Genomic DNA, 25,146 nt, shown 5'->3' on the forward strand with positions numbered 1-25,146 from the left:
CTATGCGTAAAACAGGTCTATTCTTTGGGTCTTTCAACCCCGTTCATACCGGCCACATGGTGATTGCGAATTTCATGGCCACCCAAACCGATCTTGATGAGGTCTGGATGATCGTCAGTCCGCAAAATCCGCTGAAAAACAAAAAGAGCCTAGCACGAGATCACGATCGATTACACCTCGTCCGGCTGGCCATTGGAGAGAATATTCACCTCCGAGCTTCGGATGTAGAATTCTCACTTCCACAGCCTTCCTATACGGTCGACACCCTGATCTACCTTCGGGAAAAATACCCCGACCGCGAGTTTGTCCTCATTATGGGCGGAGACAACCTGGGGACTTTACACAAGTGGAAAAATTATGAAATCCTCTTACGGGATTACCAAATCTACGTCTACCAGCGCCCCCAATATGAATTAGGCGAATTAGCGGAGCATCCCAGCATTCATCTTTGGGAAGCTCCGCTCATGCAAATTTCAGCCTCTTATATCCGCCGCTGCCTTCAGGAAGGGTTATCAGTCCAGTACCTGGTGCCAGATGCCGTGTATGAATACCTGGAAGGGAGTGGTTTGTACAGGTAACTACCTGATTAGGGTCACATCTCCTTTGACTTCCACAATTTCTTCATCTACGAAACGTAATTGTGCCAGATAGACGAAAACACCCGGGTTGACGGGCTCGCCGTTGAATTGGCCATCCCAGCCTACTCCTTCATCATTGGGGAAGATGTTGTTCGCTTCGAACACCAATTCGCCCCAGCGACTGAAAATTTGTAATTTCTCAATGAGTTCTAGCCCTGGTCCGCTGAAAATGGTAAACCCATCATTGCTTCCGTCGTTGTTCGGGCTAAAGACGTTGGGAATAAAGACCGGCCGATCTTTGATGACCCTAATCGTCACCTCATCGGTAGCCGTACAGCCATTTTCATTGGTGACGAGTACCTGATAAGTCGTCGTGCTTGTAGGATCGACCTGCACCAGGCTGCAATCCGGATTGAGGCAACTCAGTGAATCCATTGGCGTCCAGGTATACGTCACGGGAGAATAATTGGAGACGGCCCTTACCAACGTATCAAAGCCCAGAACAATAAAACGGTCGCCACCAGCATCAACAATCAACTCGAGAGGTTGTGTGACCGTCGCAGCAACGGTAGCCGTACATCCTTCGGCATCCAATACCGTCACTTCGTAATTCCCGGCGGGCAAATTATCTAATATTGGATCCGTTTGAAACGTAAAACCGTCAATGCTATATTCGTAAGGGGGCGAACCACCAACGGCCTCGACTTCAATACTGCCTGCGCTTTCGCCAAAACAAATATTATCAATGACTTCCACCAAACCTAGCCCCAAGCTATCGGGCTGTGTAACGATGGCCTCGCCAGTAATCAGACAATTGTTCTCATCGGTCACCTGTAGATCATAAGTACCGGCAATGAGATTTCCATTGATAGCCCCGTTTGCTCCATTGCTCCAATTGTAGGCATAACTTCCGAAACCACCAGTGACGAGCGCCTCTACAGTGCCATCACTTTCACCAAAACAGCTAACATTGTCGATGGCAAAGTCCAGCGTAAGTGGCGGATAATCTTCAACCACCAATTCAAAAAAGCCACTACAGAGATTCGCATCCAGCACATCTACCTGGTAGGTTCCAGCAGAGATATTGTTCAAGGTGTTATTGGGCGTAAACCCATTCCCATCGTTAAAATTGTACTCGTAAGGAGGCAATCCATTGTTGATCACAATCACGATAGAACCATCACTAAACCCAAAACAACTGGGAGGCGTGATCGTCTGTACCGTAGGATCGAGCTGTAGCTCAAGTTCCCTTACGGGTAAAACCTGGGTAAACTGACAGCCATTGGCATCACGAACGATGACGGTATAATCACCCTGGCTGATATTACTCAGGGTATTGTCAGGTCCGAAGCCCATGTTCTGCCAGTTGTATTGATAGGGAGGTGTTCCTCCGTTTACCACCAGCGTAACTGCACCATCGGTACCCCCGTTACAGGTAGGCATAACCACCAGGGTATCAAAAGTAAAAGGGGGAGGGCTGTCTACCACAAAAGAAAACGCATCCTGACAAGTCGCTTCATCTACAACCGTTACCGTGTACACTCCGGGAGCCAGACCAGTAAGATCCTCGGTATTGGCGCCATTGCTCCAGGCATACCCATAAGGCCCGTAATCGTTGCTCACTAAAAAATCAATCGCGCCATCGGTACTGTCCGGGCAGTCAACATCACTCACAATAGCACCGGTCGTAAAATGATCATCACAGCAGACCACCTCGGTAGTCAGATTGATACGGGTGACAATACAACCGCGCTCAGAAGTAACTTCCAGGATAACCGGCTTGATACCTGGCGTATTGTAAACAACTCCGTGCGGGCCTTCCCCGGTAGCCGTACGTGGTACAGCACCTGTGCCAAAATCCCAGGTATAACTGTCAATATTGCCAATAAAAGAAGATGCATCCGTAAAGAGGATCGTTTCGCCAATACAAGCAATTGAGGGTTCAAAAACAAAATTAGCCTCCGGCCCCACGAAGGTGCCCGTGCCGGGGCTCTGATCAAATTCAATTGAAAATCCTGCTCCCGACTGGCTAAAATTATTGACGACCAGTGCGTAGCTGCGGCCTGCAACCATGTCTACTGCCTGAGCAAAGTTGTTGTTTCCCGGCTGGCAACCACAGGTTTCTCCGATATCCGGATCGGCCAGACTGAGGCCCGTTTGGCCCGTACAAGGAGCCCACTCCGCAAAAGGAGCACCCACATTTTCGCCAGAAGCCATACATCTAAGGTCTTGTTTTCCGCTACAATCGTCCAGCCCGTTGGGTAGTTCAAAGACCACAAAATCGAGGTCATCCGCAGGATTCAGAGGGGTGAGCGTAAAGGCCAAGGGGCCACTATCCTGGCAGGTCCATTTGTACCAAGTGCTACTGGATTCATCAAAAGGACAGGTACCACTACTACAGCTCACATCTCCTATCTCATTAGGCGTATTACCGACACCGAGCACAAAAGCGACCGAAAATGGTGATTTATCACAAAGAATTACGGCAGAGTCACAATCGCCATCAGGTGGAGGGACTTCGTTGAAATTGTTGACACACAATTCGAAAGTTCCCGTCTGGTTGAAGCGAGCGCTGACGCGAATGTAATAAGTTTGGCCAATAGTGAGTCCCGATTCGAAGATCGTTACCTGATCGGCATTGGAGTTGTCTGATGCACACGCGATCGCATCGCCAAGATTATCGCAAGTCCCTTCGTAGAGCGCAAACTGTGGATCTTGAATGGTACCTCCATCGTTGACATCCGTTTCTCCGATCACACTGATACTGACGATAGGTGCTATTGCCGTGAAAGAGAACCAAACATCAAGAGCATTCTGGTTATTGGGGAAACAGGAGGGGCTGTCTTCCGGCGAGACGGTCGCATTGACCGTGGTAAAGGCATCCGGAGAAGAACACCACAGCGTGATATCATCCAGTGGGATAGCATTCACACATTCGTCGTTGGAAGGTTGTGCCCAAACGGCAGGTAAATAAAGGATTGAAAATAGGAATAAGAAGTATATTTTGCGCATAGTATGCTCATTTGGCTTTTAGTCTAACGTTTAAAAACACAAAAGCGTAGCTTTTGGTCTTTATATAAGAAGCTTTTGTCTGTTTAGTTGCTGTCTGGAAGTAAGATTTTAACTTTTATTTATCACTTTTGAGGTATGAAACAGATTCCCAACCTCATTACGCTCGTCAATTTACTGTGTGGCTGTGCGGCTATACTCAGTCTTTTTCAAGGCTGGTACTTTGCCACCGCCGGATGGTTAGCCGCCGCTGCCCTGGCTGATTTTGCTGACGGCCTTGCGGCGCGCGCACTAAAAGTAAGCTCACCCGTAGGCAAAGAACTCGACAGCCTGGCCGATCTTATCTCTTTCGGATTGGTGCCGGGAGCGATGCTTTACACCTTAATGGTAGTAGGCGCACATCCTGATTTTTCCAATCCTATGCAAGGCGGTATCCATTGGTTTGCATTTCCAGCTTTTATTTTGACGGGGGCATCGGCACTACGTCTTGCACGTTTCAACCTGGATGAGCGGCAGACCGAAGGATTTATTGGACTGGCTACGCCAGCTTGTACCCTGTTTGTCCTTGGCTTATTGATGCTCTACCGGGCTGAAGTTCCTTTCTTTTTAGAAATTATAGAACAACGATTCGTGATGTATGCCCTGATTTTCGCCCTTTCCTGGCTATTATTGGCGGAAATCCCCATGTTTAGTTTCAAATTTAAGCACTTACGCTGGGAAGGCAACGCCCTGCGGATTATCTTTGCGGCCTCAGCACTGGTCTTTTTGTTGATCTGGCGTGAAGTGGCGCTCGCACCCATTGTGCTGATTTACATTGTTACCAACATCGTTCGTCACTTTACCACTAACCGCAGCCTGAGATGAATTTCATTGCTGAAGTATAGGAGAAGATATAGAGACAAACCGACCATCACTGGTTAATTTTGCACGCTCCCCCTCGCAGGGAATTTTTTAAGCTTTCAACTTGTTGAATCAAGTCAACACCGGTTGACAAATCACGATTACGATTACGCACCATGGCAGAACAGTTATTCGATAAAGTACGTGACCTGATCAGCGCCATCAAGGCCGCTGCCCCTACTTCGAGTGAAGAACTCGAACAGTTTCGTATTCAATTCCTGGGGAGTAAGAACCAATTGAAGCCGTTGATGGGCGAAATCCGCAATGTCATCAACGAGCGCAAAAAAGAATATGGCCAGCTCGTCAACGAAGCCAAGCAAGCCGCAGAGGCTAAGTTTGCCGAACTGAAAGCCAATCTGGAATCCGCTTCCGAAGCATCTGCCGCTAGTGATCTCGACCTGACCGCACCGGGAGAGCCCCTGGTTTTGGGGTCGCGCCATCCGATTGCGACCACGATGAACCGTATTGTGAGCATCTTCGAGCGCATCGGTTTCGCAGTAGCAGAGGGACCTGAAATTGAAGACGACTGGCACAATTTTACGGCACTCAACACGCCGGAAGACCACCCGGCCCGCGACATGCAGGATACTTATTACCTGAAAGGCTACGAACCTGGTGCGGGTGCCCAACTGTTGCGTACGCACACCTCTTCGGTACAGGCACGAACCATGAAAAGTACGCAGCCACCGATTCGTATCATTGCCCCCGGACGGGTCTACCGCAATGAGACTATCTCAGCGCGTTCACACGCCCAATTCCACCAGGTGGAGGGCTTGTACATCGACGAGAAAGTATCTTTTGCGGATATGCAGCAGACCCTGTTTTACTTCGCTCGTGAGATGTACGGGGAGAACACGCGCATTCGCTTGCGCCCTTCTTACTTCCCCTTTACGGAACCTAGTGCAGAGATGGATGTTTCCTGTTTCATCTGTAATGCCGAGGGGTGTAATATCTGTAAGTACACCGGGTGGGTAGAAATCCTTGGTTGTGGTATGGTTGACCCCAACGTTTTGGAGGAATGTGGTATTGATTCCGAAAAGTATACCGGATTTGCCTTCGGTATGGGGATTGAACGCCAGGCCATGATGTTGTACAATATCACGGACATTCGTCTGATGTTTGAAAACGATGTTCGCTTCTTAAAACAGTTTACCGGAGTATTGTAGGTGAATAACCCTTTGGTTATTGCGCTCAACAATTGAGGGCAACGCATCTTTACTTCTACTCCTAAATCTTGATTTTTATTCCAATCCTCCATGAAGCCAAGTATTCCAAAAGGCACGCGCGATTTTTTACCCCAACAGGTAAACCGTCGTAATTATATTTTCGAAACCATTCGTAGTGTCTTCGTCAAGTATGGCTATCAACCCATCGAGACGCCTGTGATGGAGAACCTGAGTACCCTTACGGGGAAATATGGGGAAGAGGGCGACCGGCTTTTGTTCAAAGTGCTCAACAACGGTGATTTTCTAAACAAAGCTGATGAGCAAGCACTCAAGGAACGGAACTCAACTGCACTGATTCCTTCTATCTCCAAGCGGGGTTTGCGGTATGATCTTACCGTACCCTTTGCCCGTTATGTAGTGATGTACCAGAATGATTTGTCCTTCCCGTTCAAAAGGTACCAGATTCAGCCTGTCTGGCGGGCCGACCGTCCTCAGAAAGGACGCTACCAGGAATTTTACCAGTGTGATGTGGATGTAGTAGGATCGGATTCCTTGAGCTACGAGGCGGAATTGGTACAAATTTATGATGAGGTATTCGGTAAATTGGCAATCAAGACCATCACCCGCATCAACAATCGCAAAATCCTGGCTGGTATTGCGGAAGTAGCAGGCATTCCTGACCAGATGGTTGACATGACTGTAGCCATCGACAAGTTGGACAAAGTAGGTATTGAGGGTGTTCGTAAAGAACTGGGAGAACGTGGTATTGACCTGGCTGCCATCGCCAAGATCGAAGAAATTTTGGCCATCAAGGAATTAGCGGATCTAAAAGCAGCCCTTTCCACCAGCGAAACCGGTCTGCTCGGTGTAGAAGAAATTGCTCAAGTTTTTGCTTACCTGGAAGGGTACGAATTCAAGAACACCTTACAGTTCGATATCACATTGGCCCGTGGCCTCAACTATTACACGGGTTGTATTTTTGAAGTCAATGTAGATGCTACCGCTCACCCCTCCGTAAAGATGGGCAGCATTGGTGGTGGCGGACGTTACGCCGATCTGACCAGCGTTTTTGGTATGAAGAACATGCCGGGTGTAGGTGTTTCTTTTGGTGCAGAACGGGTTTATGATGTTTTGGAAGAACTGGACTTATTCCCTGCCGAAGATGCTGCTGCCCTGAAAGTACTCTTGATTGCTTTTGATGATGACAGTCACCGCTATGCCTTCCGTTGTCTCAACCAATTGCGCGCGGCCAACATCAACGCCGACCTCTACCCAGAGCCCACCAAGCTCAAAAAACAGATGAAGTACGCCAATGACCGCAAGGTACCCTACGTGATCCTCATTGGCGAAAATGAGGTCAGCAGCGGTCTACTGAGCTTCAAAAACATGGAAAGTGGGGAGCAGGAGAAATTGACGATAGAAAAAATCATTAATAAGTTGCTATAAGCCTTCTTTTTAGAAAATCGAATGGCCTTATATTTCTTATATGGTTCAATAATACAAATCAATCCCGCATCGGCTAATACCCCACTCCACAATGCCAAAATTTACCAGCTTAGCGGAAGTTCAACAAGCCATCCAACAAGGAGAACTGACCACCGTCAAGATAGTCGATTATTACCTGGAGCAAATTGCCGCTAGCCAGGACCTGAATATCTACGTAGAAGTTTGGGCAGAAGAAGCACGCGCTATTGCCCAACAGCAAGACGAGCGTCGCCAGCGAGGAGAACAACTTGGTCGTTTAGCCGGAATGGTGATCTCCATCAAAGACGTTATCTGTTACGAAAACCATCAGGTAACCGCGGGTTCGAAAATACTGGAAGGTTTTTCATCGCTGTTTTCAGCCACGGCCATTGAACGTCTTTTAAAAGAAGATGCCATCATTATTGGTCGCACCAACTGTGACGAGTTCGCTATGGGATCTACCAACGAGACCTCTATCTATGGTCCTACCCGTAATGCGGCCGACCCTACCCGTATTCCTGGAGGTTCGTCGGGAGCTGCTGCGGTAGCCGTACAAGCAGATACTTGTCTGGCCGCCCTCGGTAGTGATACCGGAGGATCAGTACGCCAGCCGGCGGCCTTCTGTGGTGTCATTGGCTTTAAGCCTACTTATGGCCGAATTTCACGGCACGGCCTGCTGGCTTATGGTTCTTCTTTTGATCAAATCGGCACCCTTAGCCACAGTGTGCAGGATACCGCTTTGTTGTTGGAAATCATGGCGGGTGCTGATGATTTTGACAGTACTGCCAGCACCATCGAAGTACCCGCCTACAGCAGCAACCTTGCTCAGCGCCAACCAGCCCGGATCGCCTATATTCGTCCGGCCTTGGAACATCCTGGCCTTGATGAGGAAGTGCGCGCCAATGCCGAAGCATTTCTCGATCAACTCCGAGCGCAGGGACACACTGTGGAAGCAGTAGAATTTGATTTACTGGATTACATTATCCCCGCCTACTACGTCCTTACTACTGCCGAGGCTTCCAGCAATTTATCGCGCTACGATGGCATCCGCTACGGACACCGGAGCAGTGAAGCAGAAAACCTGCTCGATACTTACCAAAAATCACGTACCGAGGGTTTTGGTCAGGAGGTGAAACGCCGAATCATGCTGGGTACCTTCGTGCTTAGTGCGGGTTATTACGATGCTTATTATGCGCGTGCCCAGAAAGTGCGACGATTACTGGTGGATCGCGTCAACGAAATTTTTGCTGACTACGATTTTATCTGTCTTCCCGCCACTCCTACTCCCGCCTGGCCACTAGGGGAAAGCCTTGAAGATCCTGTGGCGATGTACCTTTCCGATATTTACACCGTGGCAGCTAACATGGCGGGCTTGCCAGCCATTAGCCTTCCTAGTGGAACACACCAAAGCACCCAACTACCGCTGGGCATGCAATTGATGGCACCTGCTTGGGGCGAAGCGTCACTACTGGCTTTTGCTAACAGTGTGGGGTAAAAAAGGCATTCTGCCAGTATCCTCCGTTTTAAAAATTAATTAATAACTGTATGGACGATTTTTTGACGGAATTAGCTAAACCCTTTTTTATTTTCCTCTTTGGAGCACTAATTGGTATCATTAAAGCTTGGCTACGAAAATCTCCAATTTCTAAGAAGGAAGAATTTCTTAATTATCATCGCTACCTCAAGCAACCCGTCATTTGGACATTTATAGTAATGTTTCTGATTTTTCTCCTCATTGGGTTGGGAGTAAATCCTGATAAGGTAGCAGTATTGAAAAGGTCTTTAATTGCAGGCCTATATGCTTCTGCTGCATTGTACGTCTTTATGATTTGGGCAGCAAATTTGCTCAAAGACGGCAGAAAGTAGCAAGGAGGCTTCGAAAAACTACTGGTATAATGGATAAAACACAAGCTGCCATTTCAATTTTCAATCGCCATGCCGAAGAATACCAGTCCAAATACATGGACTTGACTAAATACCATGACTCGCTCGATTTGTTTTGTTCTTTAGTCCCTACAGCACCTCATCTATTAGACCTTGCCTGCGGGCCAGGAAACATTACTAAATATGTGCTTGATCAACATCCCAGTGCGACGCTGCTAGGTATTGATCTGGCGCCCAAAATGCTGGATCTGGCGCGCGTTAATAATCCTACCGCTACTTTTAAACGGCTTGATTGCCGGAACATTGGTGAACTACCCGGAAAATACGATGGCATCATCTGTGGTTTTTGTTTACCTTATTTATCCAAGAAAGAAAGCGTAAAGCTCATCAACGACGCAGCTGAATTATTGAACCCTGGAGGTGTTTTTTATTTGAGCACCATGGAGGGAGAGGATGCATTATCGGGCTGGGTGGGTCCTAGCTCTGGTGGCGAAGAGCAGCTTTATATGCATTACCACCAAGAGGACTATCTCGTAAAAGCGTTGCTCGATAACGGCTTAGTTATTCATCTTGCTCAGCGAATTTCTTCCCCTGTGCCGGGTAAAGCCCCAGTCATAGACTTAATCATCGTTGCAAAAAAGAGGTAAATATGTCTGATAAAAAACGCCCCCCTACTGCCTCCAAACAACAGCTGCATCCTCGCAACAAACATCTCCGACCTTATGATTTTGATCAACTTAAGGAGACTAATCCAGCCTTGTCTTCTTTTGTAAAGCCAAATAAATTCGGCAACGATAGCATCAATTTCTTTGACCCATTGGCGGTAAAAGCGCTGAACAAGGCTTTGCTGAAACAGTATTACGGCATTGATTACTGGGATATTCCCGATGGCTATTTGTGCCCGCCCATTCCTGGCAGGGCCGACTATATCCATTATCTGGCCGATTTACTCTACCCCGAGAAATCAAGCCCTGCGACCAAAGCTTATTTCAACGAAAAAATTAAATGCCTAGACATTGGCGTAGGGGCCAACTGCGTATACCCCATCATTGGTAGTAGTGAATACGGCTGGTCGTTTATCGGCAGCGATGTTGACCAAGTGGCGATAGAGCATGCGCAAAGTATTGTCGAAAATAACAAACGCTTGCAAAGCAAAGTTACGCTGCGTCTGCAACCCAACACGGACAGGCTCCTACAAGGAATTCTGCTGGAAAACGAGCGCGTCGAATTGGTTCTCTGCAATCCTCCTTTCCACGCATCAGCGCAAGAAGCACAGGCCGCCAACCAACGTAAACAAGCCAATTTGAAGGGTAAGCCCAAAGCCAAACCTCATCTCAATTTTGGCGGACAAAGCAATGAACTCTGGTATCCCGGCGGCGAGAAACAATTCCTGAGCAACCTGATCCAGGAAAGCAAAGCTTTTGCGACTTCCTGTTTCTGGTTCACCAGTTTGGTTTCGAAAGAAGCACACCTGAAATTCCTTTATCAAACCTTGGAAAAGATCGGCCCCACAGCGGTAAAGACCATCCCCATGGCGCAAGGCAATAAGACGAGCCGTATCCTCGCCTGGACCTTTCTTACAGCTAAGCAGCGTAAGGCTTGGGAGGCCTATCTTTCCCTTTAATCTACTTCGATTTCTTCACATACTTCGTCAGGATAACAATCTGCTGCCCGTCTACTTTACCTTCGATGTGCTCGGGGTTGTCGTGAACCAAGGAAATTCGGCGTACAGCGGTACCCCGTTTGGCCGTGAAGTTGGCCCCTTTTACTTTGAGGTCTTGGATTAGAACGACGGTGTCACCTGCTTCCAGTTCGTTGCCATTGCTATCGATATGCTTTATAGCGTTTTCGTCGGCGATGCCCTCTTTGGCCCATGCTAGTGTTTCTTCCCCCAGGTAAAGCATTTCCAGCAATTCTCCTGGCCAGCCTTCCGCTCTTAACTGATGGAGCATACGGTACGCAACAACTTGTACAGCAGGCACTTCACTCCACATACTATCATTGAGGCTCCGCCAGTGGTTGGGATCCACTTGCGCAGGGTCATCCAATTGAGTACGGCAAGTAGCGCAGGCATATACACAATCAGCAGCCAAGTCCCCGGAACGGGGAGCCACAGGATAGCTAGCTAAGTTCTCGGGGCTACCACACAACTCACACTGGCTGCCACTACGGGCAATTAATTCTTTTTGAGTACTCATTTAAGTTTAGATAGTGATAAAAAAATCTGGCAAATAGCGAATAAAAAAGCCGCTCCGAAGTAACCTTGGAACGGCTTTTTGTAATATTTCAATCCTGCAAAATTTACAGGGTCAATTTCTGTTTGATTTCTACGATTTCGTAGGCTTCGATAACGTCGCCCACTTTGAGGTCATTGTAGTTTTTGATCGAAACACCACACTCCATACCGGCGCGAACTTCTTTCACATCGTCTTTGAAGCGCTTGAGGGCTTTGATTTCGGCTACAACACCTTCTTTCGTTGGGTAAACAACGATACCTTCGCGAATCAGGCGGACATTGTTGTCGCGCAGAATCTTACCTTCCGTAACGTAGCTACCGGCAACGGTTCCCACTTTACTGATTTTGAAGATTTCACGAACTTCCAATTGACCGAGGATATTCTCTTCTTTGATCGTATCCAACATCCCTTCGATGGCCAACTTGATCTCTTCGATGGCTTCGTAGATGACGGAATAGGTCTTAATTTGAACTCCTTCGCGTTCGGCGAGTTTACGCGCACCGGAAGACGGACGAACCTGGAAACCAATGATAATGGCATCCGAAGCCGTTGCCAAGAGAACATCTGATTCGATGATCTGGCCCACAGCCTGGTGAATAACATTCACCTTCACCGTTTCCTGTGACAGCTTGATGAGGGAGTCGGCTAGTGCTTCTACCGAACCATCCACATCACCTTTCACAATAAGGTTAAGTTCCTTAAAGTTACCGAGTGCCAGACGGCGTCCGATTTCATCGAGGCTGATTCGCTTGGTAGCACGGTTGGCCTGTTCGCGAGAGATTTGCGCTCTGCGGTTGGCAATATCCCGAGCTTCCTGCTCACTTTCTACGACTTTAATACGCTCACCGGCTTGAGGTGCTCCCCCTAGGCCTAAGATCAGTACTGGTGCCGAAGGGCCTGCTTCTTTGACGCGTTGGTTGCGTTCGTTGAACATCGCTTTAACACGACCAGAGTGCTCGCCAGAAACCATTGGGTCTCCAACTTTTAGCGTACCGGACTGAACAAGCATTTTGGTAACGTAACCGCGACCTTTATCCAACGAAGCTTCAAGTACTGCACCGCTAGCCTTCTTATTAGGATTGGCCTTCAGTTCTTTTATTTCTGCTTCTAACAGAATACGTTCGAGTAATACGTCGATATTTGTTCCCTGCTTGGCAGAAATATCAGCCGAACCATAAGGTCCGCCCCATTCCTCAATCAGGTAATTCATTGAAGCCAACTCCTGCTTGATCCGCTCGGGGCTAGCACCTGCTTTATCGATCTTATTGATCGCAAAGATCATCGGAACACCCGCCGCCTCTGCGTGGCTGATGGCTTCCTTCGTTTGCGGCATGATGTTGTCATCCGCAGCAATAATGATCACTGCTATATCGGTCACCTTGGCACCACGTGCACGCATGGCCGTAAAGGCTTCGTGACCAGGCGTATCCAGGAAGGTGATGCGTTTCTTATCTTCTCCAACTCGCACCTCATAGGCACCGATGTGCTGGGTAATACCCCCGGCTTCACCGTCAGCAACGCTGGCTTCACGAATGTAATCGAGTAAAGAGGTCTTACCGTGGTCAACGTGTCCCATGATGGTAACTACCGGTGCACGTGGCAGCAAATCTGCTGGATCATCGATTTCTTCTTCCTCGTCTTCATCGACTTCTTCTACGGAGATGAACTCAACTTCGTGGTCAAACTCTTCGGCGACGATTTCAATGATTTCGGCATCCAGACGCTGGTTGATCGATACGATCACCCCTACGTTCATACAGGTCATGATCACATCCGTAGCATCAACATCCATCAGGTTGGCCAACTCCTGTACCGAGATAAACTCGGTTACCTGGAGTTTTTCGTTGTGTGCTTCCTGTTCGCGAGCTTCCGCTTTTTCACGGTGCCGCTCGCGGTTATCACGGCGTAATTTCTGGCGCTTTTTCTTACCAGTGCCCGCCATACGGGCCATGGTTGCTTTGATTTTATCTTCAATCTCTTTTTTAGAGACTTCTTTAACTTCATCGCGACCTTTACGGGATGATGATCCTCCGCTACGTTGGTTGTTACCTCCGCGTCCGCCGGAATTGCCACCACCAGTGTTGCCACCGCCGCCGCCAGTGCTAGGCCGGCTTTCACCTGGCCCTACCCGACGACGGGTACGCCGACGTTTTGGCTTATCGTCTGTTGTAGAAGACGATGCTGTGTCCTTTTTCTTATTGGCGTTGGCGTCTTTAGCTTTATCAGCTTCTTTCGCCTTATTGTCTTTCTTACCGCGACCACGACCTGACCCCAATTTACTGGCGTCGATCTTACCCATGATTTTCAGACCACGGAGTTCTGGTGTTTTGGCACGCGTAATTCCGTCTTCTGATGCCGTTGGGGCTGATCCTGCTATATCACCGCTATCTTTCTTGGCAGCTTCACCTTTTGGCTCCGCACTTTCCTTTGCAGGAATTGCCTTTTCAGCTTCGACAGAAGGTTTTGCAGGAGGCGTTTCTTCCTTAGGCACACTTGGCTTTTCTGTAGCCTGAGGTGCTTCTTCTTTTTTTGCGGTGGGTTGCTGCGCTGCCGCAGGCGTTTCTTTCACCTCTTCCTTTGGAGGAGTAGGTTCCGCATTAGAAGTTGTAGGTTTCGCTGATTTCCTCGGAGCATCCAAGTCTATCTTCCCAAGTACTTTCAACCCAGGAGCAGTAGATACTCTTTCCGCTACTTTTTCTTCCTTTGGAGGATCGGCTGGTGGTGGGGTAGCTTCTACAGCAGGTGCTGGTGGAGGCGTGGGTGCAGGTGGCTCTTGCTTAGCAACTGGTTCTTCAACCGGTGGCTTTACGGGGGCTGGCTGGCTTTTCGGTGCAGGAGGAGGAGCTAGTTTGGATTTCAAAGTAGATGGCGCAGCTCCTGTTAATTTAACGGGAATGCTGGGCCGCTCTTCTTGCTTGACCTCTTCTTCTTCCTTTTTTGCAACAGGACGGGTACCGATCACCAGTTGATCCGCCTTTTCTTTGATTGCAATAGACTTCTGGAACTCCTTGAGCAGTTCCTGATACATGTTATCCGAAACCTTCGCTGTGGGCTTAGGATCGATATCAAACCCCTTGTTGTGCAAGAAGTCTACGATGGTCGATAAACCCACATTTAATTCTTTCGCTATTTTGACTAAACGTCGCTCCATTCTAAAATTTTAGGTACGCCCTGCACGCTGATAAAACAAAAGCCAGCTTGGGCAAAACCAATGCAAAGATAAACTTTAAAAACCGTAGAGAATAACTCTAAAGAGAATAAGTCTACATAAAATAGTACTTATTTTTTTGTCTTTTCCTCCTTCAGCAACACTGTTTGCTGTTCAAGTTGTTCCCTTCTATGTAAAAAAGCGTCCCGCTCGGACAAAACCGAGCGGAACAACTCTACTTTATTATTCGAATTCAGCAGCTAGAATACGTAGTAATTCCTTTGCTGTTTCTTCCTCCAATTCGGTACGGCGAGCGATTTCCTCCCAGCTGAGATTAAGCACACTACGAGCGCTATCACAACCGATACCTTTGAGTTCTTCGATGATCCAATCTTCGATCTCATCGGTAAATTCTTCGAGAAGAACGTCATCGATTTCAATTTCATCGTTGTTACGATAAACATCAATCTCAAACTCTGTCAGGCGGCTAGCCAATTTGATATTCGTACCTCCCTTACCAATGGCCAAAGATACCTGATCGGGCTCTAGGAAAACATTGGCTTGGCGCTTCTCCATATCCAGATTGATGGTCGATACTCTTGCCGGAGTAAGGGCACGCTGAATATAGAGCGAAACGTTGTTGGTGAAGTTGATAATATCAATGTTCTCGTTGTGCAATTCGCGTACGATACCATGGATACGAGATCCTTTCATACCTACACATGCGCCAACCGGATCGATACGATCATCGTAAGATTCTACAGCTACTTTGGCGCGATCACCAGGAATCCGTACAATGTTACGTACAACAATCAGGCCGTCTTCAATTTCGGGTACTTCTTGCTCCAGTAGTTTTTCCAGGAATAGGTTAGCAGTTCTGGAAACAATAACAACAGGGTTATTGTTCCTCATCTCTACTTCTTTAATAACACCTCTAACCATATCTCCTTTCCGGAAATAATCACCGCGAATCGTTTCTTGCCGTGGCAATACCAATTCCGTACCTGTAACATCGTCGATAATCAAAATTTCTCGCTTCAGAATCTGGTGTACTTCTCCTAGCACCAACTCTCCAACCCGTTCTGAGTACTTGCGGTAAATTTCGTCTTTCTCGAGTTCCATGATACGAGAGATCAAGGTCTGACGAGCAGCCATAATCGCCCGACGACCAAAGTGCTCAAGGAACAATTGCTCATAGCATTCCTCACCAATCTCGTAATCTTCGTCAATAGCAAGTGCTTCTGAGATAGAAATCTGGCTCCGATCATCTGTAACCTCGCCATCGGGGACGATTTCTCTCACTCGCCACAATTCAAGGTCTCCCTTTTGGGTATTAACAATGACATCAAAGTTCTCGTCCGATCCGTACTTCTTACGGATCAGCGTGCGGAATACATCCTCCAGTACGCGAACCATCGTTGGTCGGTCGATATTTTTCCCGGCTTTAAATTCCGAGAATACGTCTACTAGATTCATTACACACAGTTTTATTTTAGGTAGCTCATGGGTGCCTTTAAGCGCATCCGCTACTTGAATGAAATTTTTACTTTAGCTTTCTCTATTGCTGAAAACGCAATGGTGGTTTGCACTTCTTCCGTCACTTTGCGTTTTCCTTCCTTACGGCGAACTTTGTAGTCCAGGGTGATTCCTTCGTCTGTTATTTCGCTAAGGCGACCTTCATAGTCTTCGCCTTCCTTGGTCTTCACTTCGAGTTTACGACCAAGGTGTTTGTGATACTGTCGGGGAAGTTGTAAAGGGCGTTCTGCTCCGGGTGATGAAACTTCCAGGGTGTACTTAGGCCCCAGCCACTGTTCTTCATCAATAACACTCTCCAAATGACGGCTGATCTGCTGACAAGTAGCGAAGGTAACGCCCGTGTCACAATCAATAATCACCTCCAGTTTTTTGTCAGCATGCAGTTTCACATCTAACCAAAAACAGTTGGCAAATTCGGGTTCCGTAAACTTTTCTTCTAACAGATCAATGATCTTTTCTTCCACGTAAGTATTAACATTTAGTACCTCCAGACAATAAAAAGAGGGAACCGCTAGGGTTCCCTCTTGGGATGCTCTTCCGTAAGAACGCCACAAAGGTAAGTAAAATAATGACAGTAAACAAGTATTATATTTAAAGCACTTTCTTTATCAAGGAATTGAGGATCAGCAAAAAAGGTAGACTACAATAATTCACACGATACAAAAGGCAGTTTCTTGTACCTTTTTCAGCTTCAGCAACGTTATTAATAGATGTAGCGCTAAAAAAACAGCATTCGATGAATAGAATATTTGCCATACTGATCATACTTACGCCTTTGTTGTGGACGGCTTGCGGCTGCCCACCAGACGAAAAAACTGGTGAATTGGCGCTTGGTGACGCTGCTAAAAACTTCCTCGGCTACGATGGTAGCGAAGTCCTCGTTTTCAAAAATGCCAGTGCTGCTGAGCTTAGGTTTACAGCTATTAGAGGTAAGGAGGTAGGCGAAGATCAGCTTTGCTACCGCACAACCTGTACCGAAGCCAAATACAACAGCCCCTCCTCTTGCGAATACTACACCTCGGAAAGCGAACGCTTTGGTTTCTTTAGTGAAGACAATACGGTGGTATTGGATCTATTGCTTTATTCTGACGTATACGATTACGGGACGGCCGAATTCTACGATGCTTTCCAGCTAGGGTTTTCCTTTGGAACACCCAGCATTTCCGGCCATCATGTTATTGAAGCCCGGTTCTCCGGTGATTTTGATATCAACACCTTAGGGATTACTGATTTCTTCCGACCAGAAGCCACTATGGTGCTGAACGGAGAAACTTATAACGACATTCTGGTTTATGAAGAAAATTCTCTGGCCGTGTACATCGAACCTGGCAAAGGAGTTATTGGTTTCAAGAACGCAGAAGACACCTGGACACTCCAGCAATAAGTAATCTGACGGAAATAACTGATTCCATTTTTTCCAACGATTCGCAAATATTTTCACGCAAGCTCCTTTTAGTTGCTTGCTTAGAAAATTTTAGCGAATCAAAAATGGAATCAGTTATTCTTGATCCGTCACTAATTATTAACACAACACTCACTTCTATGCAATTGACCAAAAAAATTTCATTAGCAGTTCTAGCCATTGGTATGGCTTTTTCGCTACACGCACAGGTAGCCATCAAGGCTGGCGTTAACTTTTCGAATATGCTCTTTGAGGAGGACGACACCTCCATCGAAGACCTGGCTAAAAATGGTGCCACTAAATTTACAGCAGGTGTAGCCTTCATTCTGCCTTTTAGTGATGCACTAGCTTTGCAGCCAGAGCTGCTCTTTGCTCAGAAAGGAGCAAAAAGCACCTATACTGTTCTGGGAGAGGAATTCTCCAATGACCTTACGTACAACTACCTCGACATCCCGCTGCTGCTTCGTCTCAGCTTAGGCGACACGCACGGAGAAGGGCTTGGCATCTACATCAATGGTGGTGGCTACATTGGTTACGCCTTTAATGGGAAGAGCAAAACCTCATCGCCACTTGGCGACGTGGAAACAGACATCACCTTCGATGATAAAGATGATCAGAGCCGGATTGACTTTGGTGCAGCTTTAGGCGGAGGTCTTACCTTGGGCAACCTGTTCTTTGACCTGCGTTATAATCACGGCATCAATAACATTCTTGATGACGATGCTAATAACAACAATGACAATGATTTCAAAAAATTGCAACACCGTGGCTTAGCGCTAACGGCGGGTCTTATTTTTTAAGAAATCTTAATTAAATTAAAGTGTTTCTGACCTCCTTACAAACAGTAGGTCTCCATTTACAAGGCAAAAGTCATTCCGATCTCCGGGATGACTTTTGTTTTTGTCCACACAACCTGTAATATTATGCTCAATAAGAATACTTATCAATAGGCCAGCAGATATGACACCATATTGAAGAAGGAATTTCAAAATATTATTGATCAGCATTATGGCATTCTTTACAAAATTGGCCGGGCCTACACCCAGGACCAAGCTGATTTTGATGATTTGTATCAAGAGATGTTGATTCAGCTATGGCAATCTTATGCCCGTTTCAAGGGCAATTCCAAGCTTTCTACCTTCATTTATCGCGTGGCATTGAATACTGCGCTTACCCACCAACGCAAAGCAAAACGGAGGGTGGACCAAGCCGGCATAGAGGACCATTTCTACCACTTGCCAGACAACTCGGGCAATGAAACCGAAGAACTCCGACAAAAAGAAGAGCGCATCAACCTTCTCTACGACTGCATCAATGAACTCAAGAAAGAAGACCGGGCAGTGATTCTCTTGCATCTGGAGGGCAATTCCTACGAAGAGATGGCTGATATCCTGGGGATTACCGTCAACAATATAGGGGTGCGATTATTGCGGGTAAAAAAACGATTACAAAAAAGCTTAATAGCAAAGGGGTATGCAAGAGTTTGATCTACAGGAACTTTGGGGTCAGGCAGATGATCGGGCGGAAGCCTGGTATGATCGCTTACGACCAGACTTGGTAGCCATTGCTCGCCAAAAGAACGACAGCATCCTGCAACGTATCCGCCGTTTAGTACAGGGGGAATTGTTATTTAGTGCTATGGCCTTTATTGGCCTGCTGTTTTATTGGCAAAATTTTCATCTCTTTTTCTTTCTACTCTTGGAATTTACCATCCTCCTGGTGATGGTCATTTCTTACCGGCATTATTTGCGATTCTCGAGAGAGATCGAGGCCGTGCCCGCAATGAACATCGTTGCATCTACGGAGGCCTATCTGAATATTCTCCGCGGGTATAAGAAACGATTGGTAAGACTTTCTATCTTGCTTATGCCTTTAGGACTCGTTGTCGGCTTCATGGCCGGATTTGGCCTGGGAAGTGAAAATGATTACTCCGCATTGCTGCACCTCAAGTTTTGGTTGATCACCATCCCTTCTCTGATTGCCGTAGCGGTGCCTACCTATTATATTACCCTTTGGTATTACCGATTTTTCATTGGTTCCAAAGAAAAAGAACTGGCAGAAGTATTGGAAAGATTACGGGAATAAGGGCTCACTTTACTCCCCCCTACTCATACCGCAATGACTCAATAGGATCCAGCGCAGCGGCCCGCAATGCAGGATACAAGCCTGACAGCAAACCTACCGCGGTGCAGGTGATCAATGCGACGGTAATCCAAAGCCAGGGAAACAGGAACGCACTGCCAAAAAGGAAACTTACAATGTTGCCAATCATTACGCCAAGGATAATCCCTAGTATGCCCCCTATCTGGCAGATCACTACCGCTTCTGTCAAAAACTGAATAAGGATATTTTTGCTGGTTGCTCCCAATGCCTTCCTGATACCAATTTCGCGCGTTCGCTCCGTTACGGATACCAACATGATATTCATCAGACCAATAGCCGCCCCCAAAAGGGTGATAAAACCGATGCTAACGGCTGCCAGCCTCAAATAAACCGTGTTTTCTTTGATGATATCCAATAGGCCATCGCTCTTGGAGATTTCAAAGTCATTTTCATCTCCGGCCGAAAGCCGACGAACGTTACGCAAGGTGGTCGTTGCTTCGCCTATAGCCGCATCAATCCGGCTGGCGTCTGCTACCGAAACCATAATGTTATAGTTGGTTCGTTCAGCACCATAATAGCGCTTTGCGGTCTGAAGAGGGATGAGAATACGTCGATCCTCGCTCTGGTTCATCGACGAACCTTTTGATTCCAACACGCCTACTACCAGGTATTTCCCATTGGGCGTGGTGATGTATTTGCCCATTGCCCGGTCACCGTTGCCTGCAAAAAGAACATCCACCATGTCGGAGCCAATAATGGTTACCATACCTCCATTACGAGCTTCTCTGCTGGTGAAGTTTCGACCATATCTTAGGTTAAAAGCGCGGGCTTCGAGATAATTTTCATCAATTCCAAAAACAGTAACATTGGGATTACTTTCTTCATTTTCGTACTTTATCGTTGCCAGGCCGCTACAAAAAAGAGACAAAGAAACATTGGAGGGAAAATCATAACGCTCCTTAAACGCTATGGCCTGCTGGTAACTGAAGGGGTCGCCCTGTTTCTGCTGGCGCCCGTCGCGCCGTCCGCTCACGCCTCTTCCGGCAGGATCAATATCAAACGTATTGGCCCCTAAGTAAGACAGGTTATCATTGAGGGAGTAAATAGCCGTATCAATAGCCGTGAGGATACCTACAAGCGCCATAATGCCAAAAGCAATAATCACTAGGGTAAGAATGGCACGAAGCCAATTGTCGCGCACCGAACCGAGTGCAATGCTTATATTTTCTAAGGTATTCATGAAACAGTGGGCTTTAGAGCTACCTACCCGGCACCTCCAGTGACAGCTATAACGAACTGACCAAAGTTAGTAATCTCCCACACAAAGAAACCAATAGTTCGATCAACAACACCGGTCTTTAGATGAAAAGGCATTCTTTTCGCGTAAGCGTATACTCAGAACTCCTCTTCTTTGCTATGGACGGAAATCCCTCCGCAGCAAACGCAGTGTATGCACAACCTTACCATTCTTATCAACGAGGTTGAGCAGGTAGACGCCTTGGGGGAGATCACCCGCCAGGAAACTATCCCCTGGTTGTGGGTTTTCGTAAGATCGGATTTTACGCCCTAGGGTATTATAAAGGTCAATTCGCGCCAAGCTGGGGGTGTTTGTCAGGAAAAACCGATCGTGAACCGGATTGGGGTAGACCTTAATACGATTGCCAACCTCGACCAATTTTGCCGTATCTTCAGCATCCGTGAGGTTGATTTGAAAAGATGCCGTTCCAAGAATCGTTTCGGGCCGATCAATATCCCGAAAAACAATATCTACTTTGTTTTGCCCAGTCGTATTGTAAGGGGTAACGGTAAAAAAAAGATCGAAAGACTCCCCTGCTTCAAGAACTACAGGTGCAAAAACACCTTGGAAAGGGTCGTAGTTGCTGGTCACCGTTGGTGGATAACTCGCCTCTTTATCACACACCTGGCTCTCCCAGGCATAAGGCTGATAAGCCGTTACTTTATCCCAGCGCAACTTAAACCGGCGGCCAGAGGTATTCTTAACTTCTACCTTCATTACTTCTTCGTAACTAACATCATTGGAGGTGATGCTAATTTGCTTACGGGTACTTGCTGGCTCGATACTCAATGATCGCTGGGCAGCAAGAGAAAAGCCGAAAACCAACAATAAGGTAAAAAGTAAACTTGCCTTCATAATGACTAAATACAGCGTGTAATATTGGAGCTATCCAACAAAGTTAGTACAAAATAATAAAGGCAGATGGAATTATTGAGACGAAGGAACACCACAAAAATAAAAAAATGTGGCAATACTAAGGCTGCACAACAAAGGGCAAAGTATGCAATTGTTCGTTGTAGCGAATTTGCAATAGGTAATAACCCGCAGGTTGTTGGTTATTTTGCGGCAACCGCGACTGGTCACCTTGTTCCAGCACCGCACCATTCACTGACACGAGTTGCCATTCATAAGTAGCTGGTGGAGTGTCTGGCCACACAATTTGCAGCGTATGCCCTGCTGGCAAAGGGTTAGGAAACAAACGTGGAACGGCCTTTTCATCCTCCAACAGGGTATTGTATGTAGTAATGGAGCCGACGGTAAAATGCTTTTCTTCTAAAGTGCCAAATTCTGCCCCTTGTAGGAGTACATTACCATTGGCCTGCCGAAGTCGATAAAAACCATTGCCATAATAACAGCAAAGGCCATCTCCATAATCATCTAAAATCCGCAACTCGTAACAGCCCGCCGCAGGGAGATAAAACTCCTCAATGATGAAGGTACTATTACTGTATGCTCCGGGATCAGAGGGAGTAGCAATTTGCGATCCTCCATTGGTTTCGCCCACGACTTCATTACCGCCATTGGCTAGAATCGTCCCCGATTCATCTACAACCTCCCAGTAAAGTTCATACCCGAATTCGTCCGTACGTATTGCCAATTGAAAAAAAGAATCCTCAACTTGTGGAGCCAACGTAAAGTGATGCTCACGCGCATTGTTAAAGCTGGTAGGATCAGCATAGTTATTAGGCCCCTCTAAGTTGACGTAAAGGGTATTGGTACTTTCTCCAGCCAGTGTAGCAATGGGGTCCAACTCCAAAGTAAGCGACTCCAAGGGTGCTACCTCCCCAGACCAGCTGATGGAGTTTGTTGCTCCACCAAGTATACCATAGTTCACGGTGCAAGAGGTAAGTACTTCCTGCCCATCATTTCTGAAAATAATTGATGGACTAAGGAAGGGGTCACAGGTATCGTCGGGTGCAATAACGGCCACCAAATTTGCATCGGAAAGATAATCAGAAACCAGGTGGGGCACAACTTCTACACCATTAAGTACCTCTTGTTGATTGTTGCTAATAAATATAGCCAGTTCTATATTGACAGGATCCATCCAGACATCGCGATAGTAGACGGGAAGGTCAATATTGTAAGTTAAGCTTCCAAAAGTACCTGCCGAAGTAGTTGTAATAATGTGACCTCCTTGCCCCGTCAGAAACTCTCGGAAAAGATGTTGATGGGTGTAATAATCTCCCGCATTACCTCCGTGCTGAGGAGCGAGAACATTATTTTGCAAAACTGCTACGTGCAAACGATTAGTATTGACGGCAACATCCCCGGTATAGTAGTATTCTATATAGAGCTCAAGCTGCCGCGTAGATATGTTCAGCGTTGCTTCAGCCGCAATATTTACGGGGGCTGGCTGGGGAAGAATTTCGCCAATGGCTTCCGCCCAATTGCTCCTTCCAACAGCTGTAGACCCCGGTATACTCTGCTCTAGGCCAGGAAAAACATGACGATTCACCGTAGCAGCAGGATAGCCGCTGAGTTGTGATTGTTCCTGCAACAAGGCACTGTAGTCATTCCCTAAATCAGGATCATCACCAATGGGGGTCGCATAGGGGCCTGTTTGGTAATTAATGAGCACCAACTGTTCGCCTAGGTCTTCTTCCAAACTTTGCAGAATCTGATGACCGTGTGGGCAGTATACACAGTAAATACCACCGAATTCTTCGACAACGGCATGTTTGTTTTGCGGACTGGTACTAACAATGGTTTGGGCACTGACTCCCAAGGGAAGGAACAGTACAGCTGTAAAAACCACCAATACACTTTTGATCCAACTAACCATAGGCCAAAGCTAATTCTTTATGCGGCAAGGTCATGACTCCGTTCCGACAAATTTTGCAAAGATTATGGGAAAAAACGAATATTAATCGGCAAGGAGAACGGAATTGACGTACATATAACGAAAATAGAGAAGATTGTCCAGAAACGGACGCTACCCGTGATTAGGTATTTGGCAAAAACGCAAATATTCCTGGAAAGCATTACCTTGTTTCAACGAACAAACCACGTACTATGCACATTGCGATTATCGGAAACGGAATTAGCGGCGTTACTACAGCTCGTTTTTTGCGCAAGCAGAGCGATCATGAAATCACTTTGATTTCAGGAGAAACTGATTATTTTTTTTCTCGCACGGCACTCATGTACATCTACATGGGGCATATGCGGTTTTCCGATACGCAACCTTACCAGCCTTATTTTTGGAAAAAAAATAGGATCAACCTCAAAAAGGGGTATGTTGAAAGCATTGATTTTACAAAGCAAACCCTCCAATTTAAAGATGGAGAAAATATGCCCTACGACAAACTGGTACTCGCACTGGGCAGCACCCCTAATAAGTTTGGCTGGCCGGGTCAAGACCTGGAAGGCGTAGGTGGCCTATACAGCTATCAGGATCTCGAAAACATGGAATCCCATAGCGAGGGTTTGCAACATGCTGTGATTGTAGGTGGAGGACTGATCGGTATTGAGATGGCCGAAATGTTCCATTCGCGCCATATCCCCGTCACCTTCCTGGTTCGAGAAAAAAGCTACTGGAACAACGTTCTGCCTGCTGAGGAATCGGAGATGATCAATCGACATATCAAAAAAAGTGGCATTGATCTGCGCCTGGAAACCGAATTAAAAGAAATTATTGATGATGGAAGAGGCCGGGCTGCTGCTGTCATCACCAATACCGGAGAGCGGATTGATTGTGGCTACGTAGGGCTTACTGCCGGCGTGAGCCCCAACATCGCCTTCTTGAAAAATACCGACCTGGAAGTAGGCCGGGGAATTTTAGTCAATGAAAACCTGGAAACCAATCTCCCCAATGTATATGCTGTCGGTGATTGCGCCCAGCTCAGGGAAGCCCGCCCGGGCCGACGCCCCATTGAGGCAATATGGTACACCGGACGCATGATGGGGGAAGTAGCTGCCTATAACATCTGTGGCAAACCAACGGCCTACGATCCAGGCATCTGGTTCAATTCTGCTAAATTCGTCGACATTGAGTACCAGGTTTACGGTGATGTCCCTGCCGATATTCCTGAAGACATGGCTACCCTCTATTGGGAACACGAAGACGGCGAAAAAGCAGTTCGCATCAACTACGACGCCCATGATGGCCATATTCGTGGCTTCAACCTTATGGGCGTTCGCTACCGCCATGAAGTCTGCGAAAAATGGCTGGCACAAAAAACGAACGTCGAAGAAGTCCTCCAAAATTTAGGCCTCGCCAATTTCGATCCTGAATTCTACGACCAATACGAAACAGAGCTCGTAAAGGCTTACAACCAAAAAAGCGGTAAACAGCTTACTTTGAAAAAGCGCCGCGGCTTAGCACAAGCGTTGGCTTTCTTAAAATCGTAGCAGAGGGGTTTTATAGTCCTCCAAGGCAGAATTTCTTTTTTTGTAAATATGCTGGCTGCTGTCAATAAC

At 47.0% G+C, this 25,146-nt stretch carries 21 protein-coding genes; 13 read left to right on the plus strand and 8 right to left on the minus strand.

Annotated features, from left to right (window positions below; all coding sequences use genetic code 11):
* The first annotated feature begins 2 nt into the window (after nt 1-2).
* Entirely contained in the window at nt 3-578 is a 576-nt protein-coding gene (nadD, locus tag AB0L18_RS06175; protein WP_367391710.1) for a nicotinate (nicotinamide) nucleotide adenylyltransferase, read from the plus strand.
* On the opposite strand, the gene AB0L18_RS06180 is transcribed toward nadD, so the two are convergent.
* Entirely contained in the window at nt 579-3,590 is a 3,012-nt protein-coding gene (locus AB0L18_RS06180) for a gliding motility-associated C-terminal domain-containing protein (RefSeq protein ID WP_367391711.1), read from the minus strand.
* Nucleotides 3,591-3,725: 135 nt separating this feature from the next.
* Between AB0L18_RS06180 and AB0L18_RS06185 the strand changes: the two genes are divergently transcribed.
* The 7 genes from AB0L18_RS06185 to rlmF all read left to right on the plus strand — a co-directional run bounded on the left by AB0L18_RS06185 (nt 3,726) and on the right by rlmF (nt 10,625).
* The gene (locus AB0L18_RS06185; protein WP_367391712.1) at nt 3,726-4,451 is read left to right on the plus strand and encodes a phosphatidylcholine/phosphatidylserine synthase; all 726 of its coding nucleotides are present in this window, start codon (nt 3,726-3,728) and stop codon (nt 4,449-4,451) included.
* A gap of 152 nt (nt 4,452-4,603) precedes the next feature.
* The gene (pheS, locus tag AB0L18_RS06190) at nt 4,604-5,653 is read left to right on the plus strand and encodes a phenylalanine--tRNA ligase subunit alpha (protein ID WP_367391713.1); all 1,050 of its coding nucleotides are present in this window, start codon (nt 4,604-4,606) and stop codon (nt 5,651-5,653) included.
* A 90-nt stretch (nt 5,654-5,743) separates the two neighbouring features.
* Nucleotides 5,744-7,099 (plus strand): histidine--tRNA ligase, encoded by a 1,356-nt coding sequence (gene hisS / locus AB0L18_RS06195; RefSeq protein WP_367391714.1) that lies wholly within the window; start codon nt 5,744-5,746, stop codon nt 7,097-7,099.
* A 91-nt stretch (nt 7,100-7,190) separates the two neighbouring features.
* Nucleotides 7,191-8,612, plus strand: coding sequence for an Asp-tRNA(Asn)/Glu-tRNA(Gln) amidotransferase subunit GatA (gene gatA, locus AB0L18_RS06200; RefSeq protein WP_367391715.1), 1,422 nt, complete (start codon nt 7,191-7,193; stop codon nt 8,610-8,612).
* 50 nt (nt 8,613-8,662) lie between these two features.
* Nucleotides 8,663-8,983, plus strand: a complete 321-nt coding sequence (locus AB0L18_RS06205; protein WP_367391716.1) for a hypothetical protein — start codon at nt 8,663-8,665, stop codon at nt 8,981-8,983.
* Between the two features lie 29 nt (nt 8,984-9,012).
* On the plus strand, nt 9,013-9,648 hold the full coding sequence (locus AB0L18_RS06210) for a trans-aconitate 2-methyltransferase (RefSeq protein WP_367391717.1): 636 nt from the start codon (nt 9,013-9,015) through the stop codon (nt 9,646-9,648).
* Nucleotides 9,649-9,650: 2 nt separating this feature from the next.
* The gene (gene rlmF, locus AB0L18_RS06215; RefSeq protein ID WP_367391718.1) at nt 9,651-10,625 is read left to right on the plus strand and encodes a 23S rRNA (adenine(1618)-N(6))-methyltransferase RlmF; all 975 of its coding nucleotides are present in this window, start codon (nt 9,651-9,653) and stop codon (nt 10,623-10,625) included.
* A 1-nt stretch (nt 10,626) separates the two neighbouring features.
* On the opposite strand, the gene AB0L18_RS06220 is transcribed toward rlmF, so the two are convergent.
* The 4 genes from AB0L18_RS06220 to rimP all read right to left on the minus strand — a co-directional run bounded on the left by AB0L18_RS06220 (nt 10,627) and on the right by rimP (nt 16,386).
* Nucleotides 10,627-11,199, minus strand: a complete 573-nt coding sequence (locus tag AB0L18_RS06220) for a PhnA domain-containing protein (RefSeq protein WP_367391719.1) — start codon at nt 11,197-11,199, stop codon at nt 10,627-10,629.
* Between the two features lie 103 nt (nt 11,200-11,302).
* Entirely contained in the window at nt 11,303-14,389 is a 3,087-nt protein-coding gene (infB, locus tag AB0L18_RS06225) for a translation initiation factor IF-2 (protein WP_367391720.1), read from the minus strand.
* 240 nt (nt 14,390-14,629) lie between these two features.
* Nucleotides 14,630-15,862: a transcription termination factor NusA gene (gene nusA / locus AB0L18_RS06230; protein ID WP_367391721.1), complete on the minus strand. Its 1,233-nt coding sequence runs from the start codon at nt 15,860-15,862 to the stop codon at nt 14,630-14,632.
* A gap of 50 nt (nt 15,863-15,912) precedes the next feature.
* Complete coding sequence (gene rimP, locus AB0L18_RS06235) at nt 15,913-16,386, minus strand: ribosome assembly cofactor RimP (RefSeq protein WP_367391722.1); 474 nt, start codon at nt 16,384-16,386, stop codon at nt 15,913-15,915.
* Nucleotides 16,387-16,658: 272 nt separating this feature from the next.
* Here rimP and AB0L18_RS06240 point away from each other — a divergent pair, with 272 nt between their 5' ends.
* The 4 genes from AB0L18_RS06240 (at nt 16,659) to AB0L18_RS06255 (ending at nt 19,409) form a co-directional block, all read left to right on the plus strand.
* Nucleotides 16,659-17,306, plus strand: coding sequence for a hypothetical protein (locus AB0L18_RS06240; RefSeq protein ID WP_367391723.1), 648 nt, complete (start codon nt 16,659-16,661; stop codon nt 17,304-17,306).
* A gap of 158 nt (nt 17,307-17,464) precedes the next feature.
* Nucleotides 17,465-18,124 (plus strand): porin family protein, encoded by a 660-nt coding sequence (locus AB0L18_RS06245; protein ID WP_367391724.1) that lies wholly within the window; start codon nt 17,465-17,467, stop codon nt 18,122-18,124.
* Between the two features lie 171 nt (nt 18,125-18,295).
* Nucleotides 18,296-18,811 (plus strand): RNA polymerase sigma factor, encoded by a 516-nt coding sequence (locus AB0L18_RS06250; RefSeq protein ID WP_367391725.1) that lies wholly within the window; start codon nt 18,296-18,298, stop codon nt 18,809-18,811.
* Complete coding sequence (locus AB0L18_RS06255; protein ID WP_367391726.1) at nt 18,798-19,409, plus strand: hypothetical protein; 612 nt, start codon at nt 18,798-18,800, stop codon at nt 19,407-19,409. The genes AB0L18_RS06250 and AB0L18_RS06255 overlap by 14 nt, the downstream gene beginning before the upstream one ends.
* Before the next feature lie 19 nt (nt 19,410-19,428).
* Here the strand turns inward: AB0L18_RS06255 and AB0L18_RS06260 are convergent, their stop codons facing one another.
* The 3 genes from AB0L18_RS06260 to AB0L18_RS06270 all read right to left on the minus strand — a co-directional run bounded on the left by AB0L18_RS06260 (nt 19,429) and on the right by AB0L18_RS06270 (nt 23,509).
* On the minus strand, nt 19,429-20,667 hold the full coding sequence (locus AB0L18_RS06260) for an ABC transporter permease (protein WP_367391727.1): 1,239 nt from the start codon (nt 20,665-20,667) through the stop codon (nt 19,429-19,431).
* Nucleotides 20,668-20,841: 174 nt separating this feature from the next.
* Nucleotides 20,842-21,579, minus strand: coding sequence for a T9SS type A sorting domain-containing protein (locus tag AB0L18_RS06265; RefSeq protein ID WP_367391728.1), 738 nt, complete (start codon nt 21,577-21,579; stop codon nt 20,842-20,844).
* A gap of 118 nt (nt 21,580-21,697) precedes the next feature.
* On the minus strand, nt 21,698-23,509 hold the full coding sequence (locus tag AB0L18_RS06270) for an Omp28-related outer membrane protein (protein WP_367391729.1): 1,812 nt from the start codon (nt 23,507-23,509) through the stop codon (nt 21,698-21,700).
* 230 nt (nt 23,510-23,739) lie between these two features.
* Between AB0L18_RS06270 and AB0L18_RS06275 the strand changes: the two genes are divergently transcribed.
* The gene (locus AB0L18_RS06275; protein ID WP_367391730.1) at nt 23,740-25,077 is read left to right on the plus strand and encodes an NAD(P)/FAD-dependent oxidoreductase; all 1,338 of its coding nucleotides are present in this window, start codon (nt 23,740-23,742) and stop codon (nt 25,075-25,077) included.
* The last annotated feature ends 69 nt before the right edge of the window (nt 25,078-25,146 follow it).

It is taken from the genome of Lewinella sp. LCG006, from assembly GCF_040784935.1.
Lineage (GTDB): Bacteria > Bacteroidota > Bacteroidia > Chitinophagales > Saprospiraceae > Lewinella.

What these genes read in the sequence shown, in the direction of transcription:
- nadD (WP_367391710.1), top strand. Translation starts at nt 3, where the DNA reads ATGCGTAAAACAGGTCTATTCTTTGGGTCTTTCAACCCCGTTCATACC.
- AB0L18_RS06180 (WP_367391711.1), bottom strand. Translation starts at nt 3,590, where the DNA reads ATGCGCAAAATATACTTCTTATTCCTATTTTCAATCCTTTATTTACCT.
- AB0L18_RS06185 (WP_367391712.1), top strand. Translation starts at nt 3,726, where the DNA reads ATGAAACAGATTCCCAACCTCATTACGCTCGTCAATTTACTGTGTGGC.
- pheS (WP_367391713.1), top strand. Translation starts at nt 4,604, where the DNA reads ATGGCAGAACAGTTATTCGATAAAGTACGTGACCTGATCAGCGCCATC.
- hisS (WP_367391714.1), top strand. Translation starts at nt 5,744, where the DNA reads ATGAAGCCAAGTATTCCAAAAGGCACGCGCGATTTTTTACCCCAACAG.
- gatA (WP_367391715.1), top strand. Translation starts at nt 7,191, where the DNA reads ATGCCAAAATTTACCAGCTTAGCGGAAGTTCAACAAGCCATCCAACAA.
- AB0L18_RS06205 (WP_367391716.1), top strand. Translation starts at nt 8,663, where the DNA reads ATGGACGATTTTTTGACGGAATTAGCTAAACCCTTTTTTATTTTCCTC.
- AB0L18_RS06210 (WP_367391717.1), top strand. Translation starts at nt 9,013, where the DNA reads ATGGATAAAACACAAGCTGCCATTTCAATTTTCAATCGCCATGCCGAA.
- rlmF (WP_367391718.1), top strand. Translation starts at nt 9,651, where the DNA reads ATGTCTGATAAAAAACGCCCCCCTACTGCCTCCAAACAACAGCTGCAT.
- AB0L18_RS06220 (WP_367391719.1), bottom strand. Translation starts at nt 11,199, where the DNA reads ATGAGTACTCAAAAAGAATTAATTGCCCGTAGTGGCAGCCAGTGTGAG.
- infB (WP_367391720.1), bottom strand. Translation starts at nt 14,389, where the DNA reads ATGGAGCGACGTTTAGTCAAAATAGCGAAAGAATTAAATGTGGGTTTA.
- nusA (WP_367391721.1), bottom strand. Translation starts at nt 15,862, where the DNA reads ATGAATCTAGTAGACGTATTCTCGGAATTTAAAGCCGGGAAAAATATC.
- AB0L18_RS06240 (WP_367391723.1), top strand. Translation starts at nt 16,659, where the DNA reads ATGAATAGAATATTTGCCATACTGATCATACTTACGCCTTTGTTGTGG.
- AB0L18_RS06245 (WP_367391724.1), top strand. Translation starts at nt 17,465, where the DNA reads ATGCAATTGACCAAAAAAATTTCATTAGCAGTTCTAGCCATTGGTATG.
- AB0L18_RS06255 (WP_367391726.1), top strand. Translation starts at nt 18,798, where the DNA reads ATGCAAGAGTTTGATCTACAGGAACTTTGGGGTCAGGCAGATGATCGG.
- AB0L18_RS06260 (WP_367391727.1), bottom strand. Translation starts at nt 20,667, where the DNA reads ATGAATACCTTAGAAAATATAAGCATTGCACTCGGTTCGGTGCGCGAC.
- AB0L18_RS06265 (WP_367391728.1), bottom strand. Translation starts at nt 21,579, where the DNA reads ATGAAGGCAAGTTTACTTTTTACCTTATTGTTGGTTTTCGGCTTTTCT.
- AB0L18_RS06270 (WP_367391729.1), bottom strand. Translation starts at nt 23,509, where the DNA reads ATGGTTAGTTGGATCAAAAGTGTATTGGTGGTTTTTACAGCTGTACTG.
- AB0L18_RS06275 (WP_367391730.1), top strand. Translation starts at nt 23,740, where the DNA reads ATGCACATTGCGATTATCGGAAACGGAATTAGCGGCGTTACTACAGCT.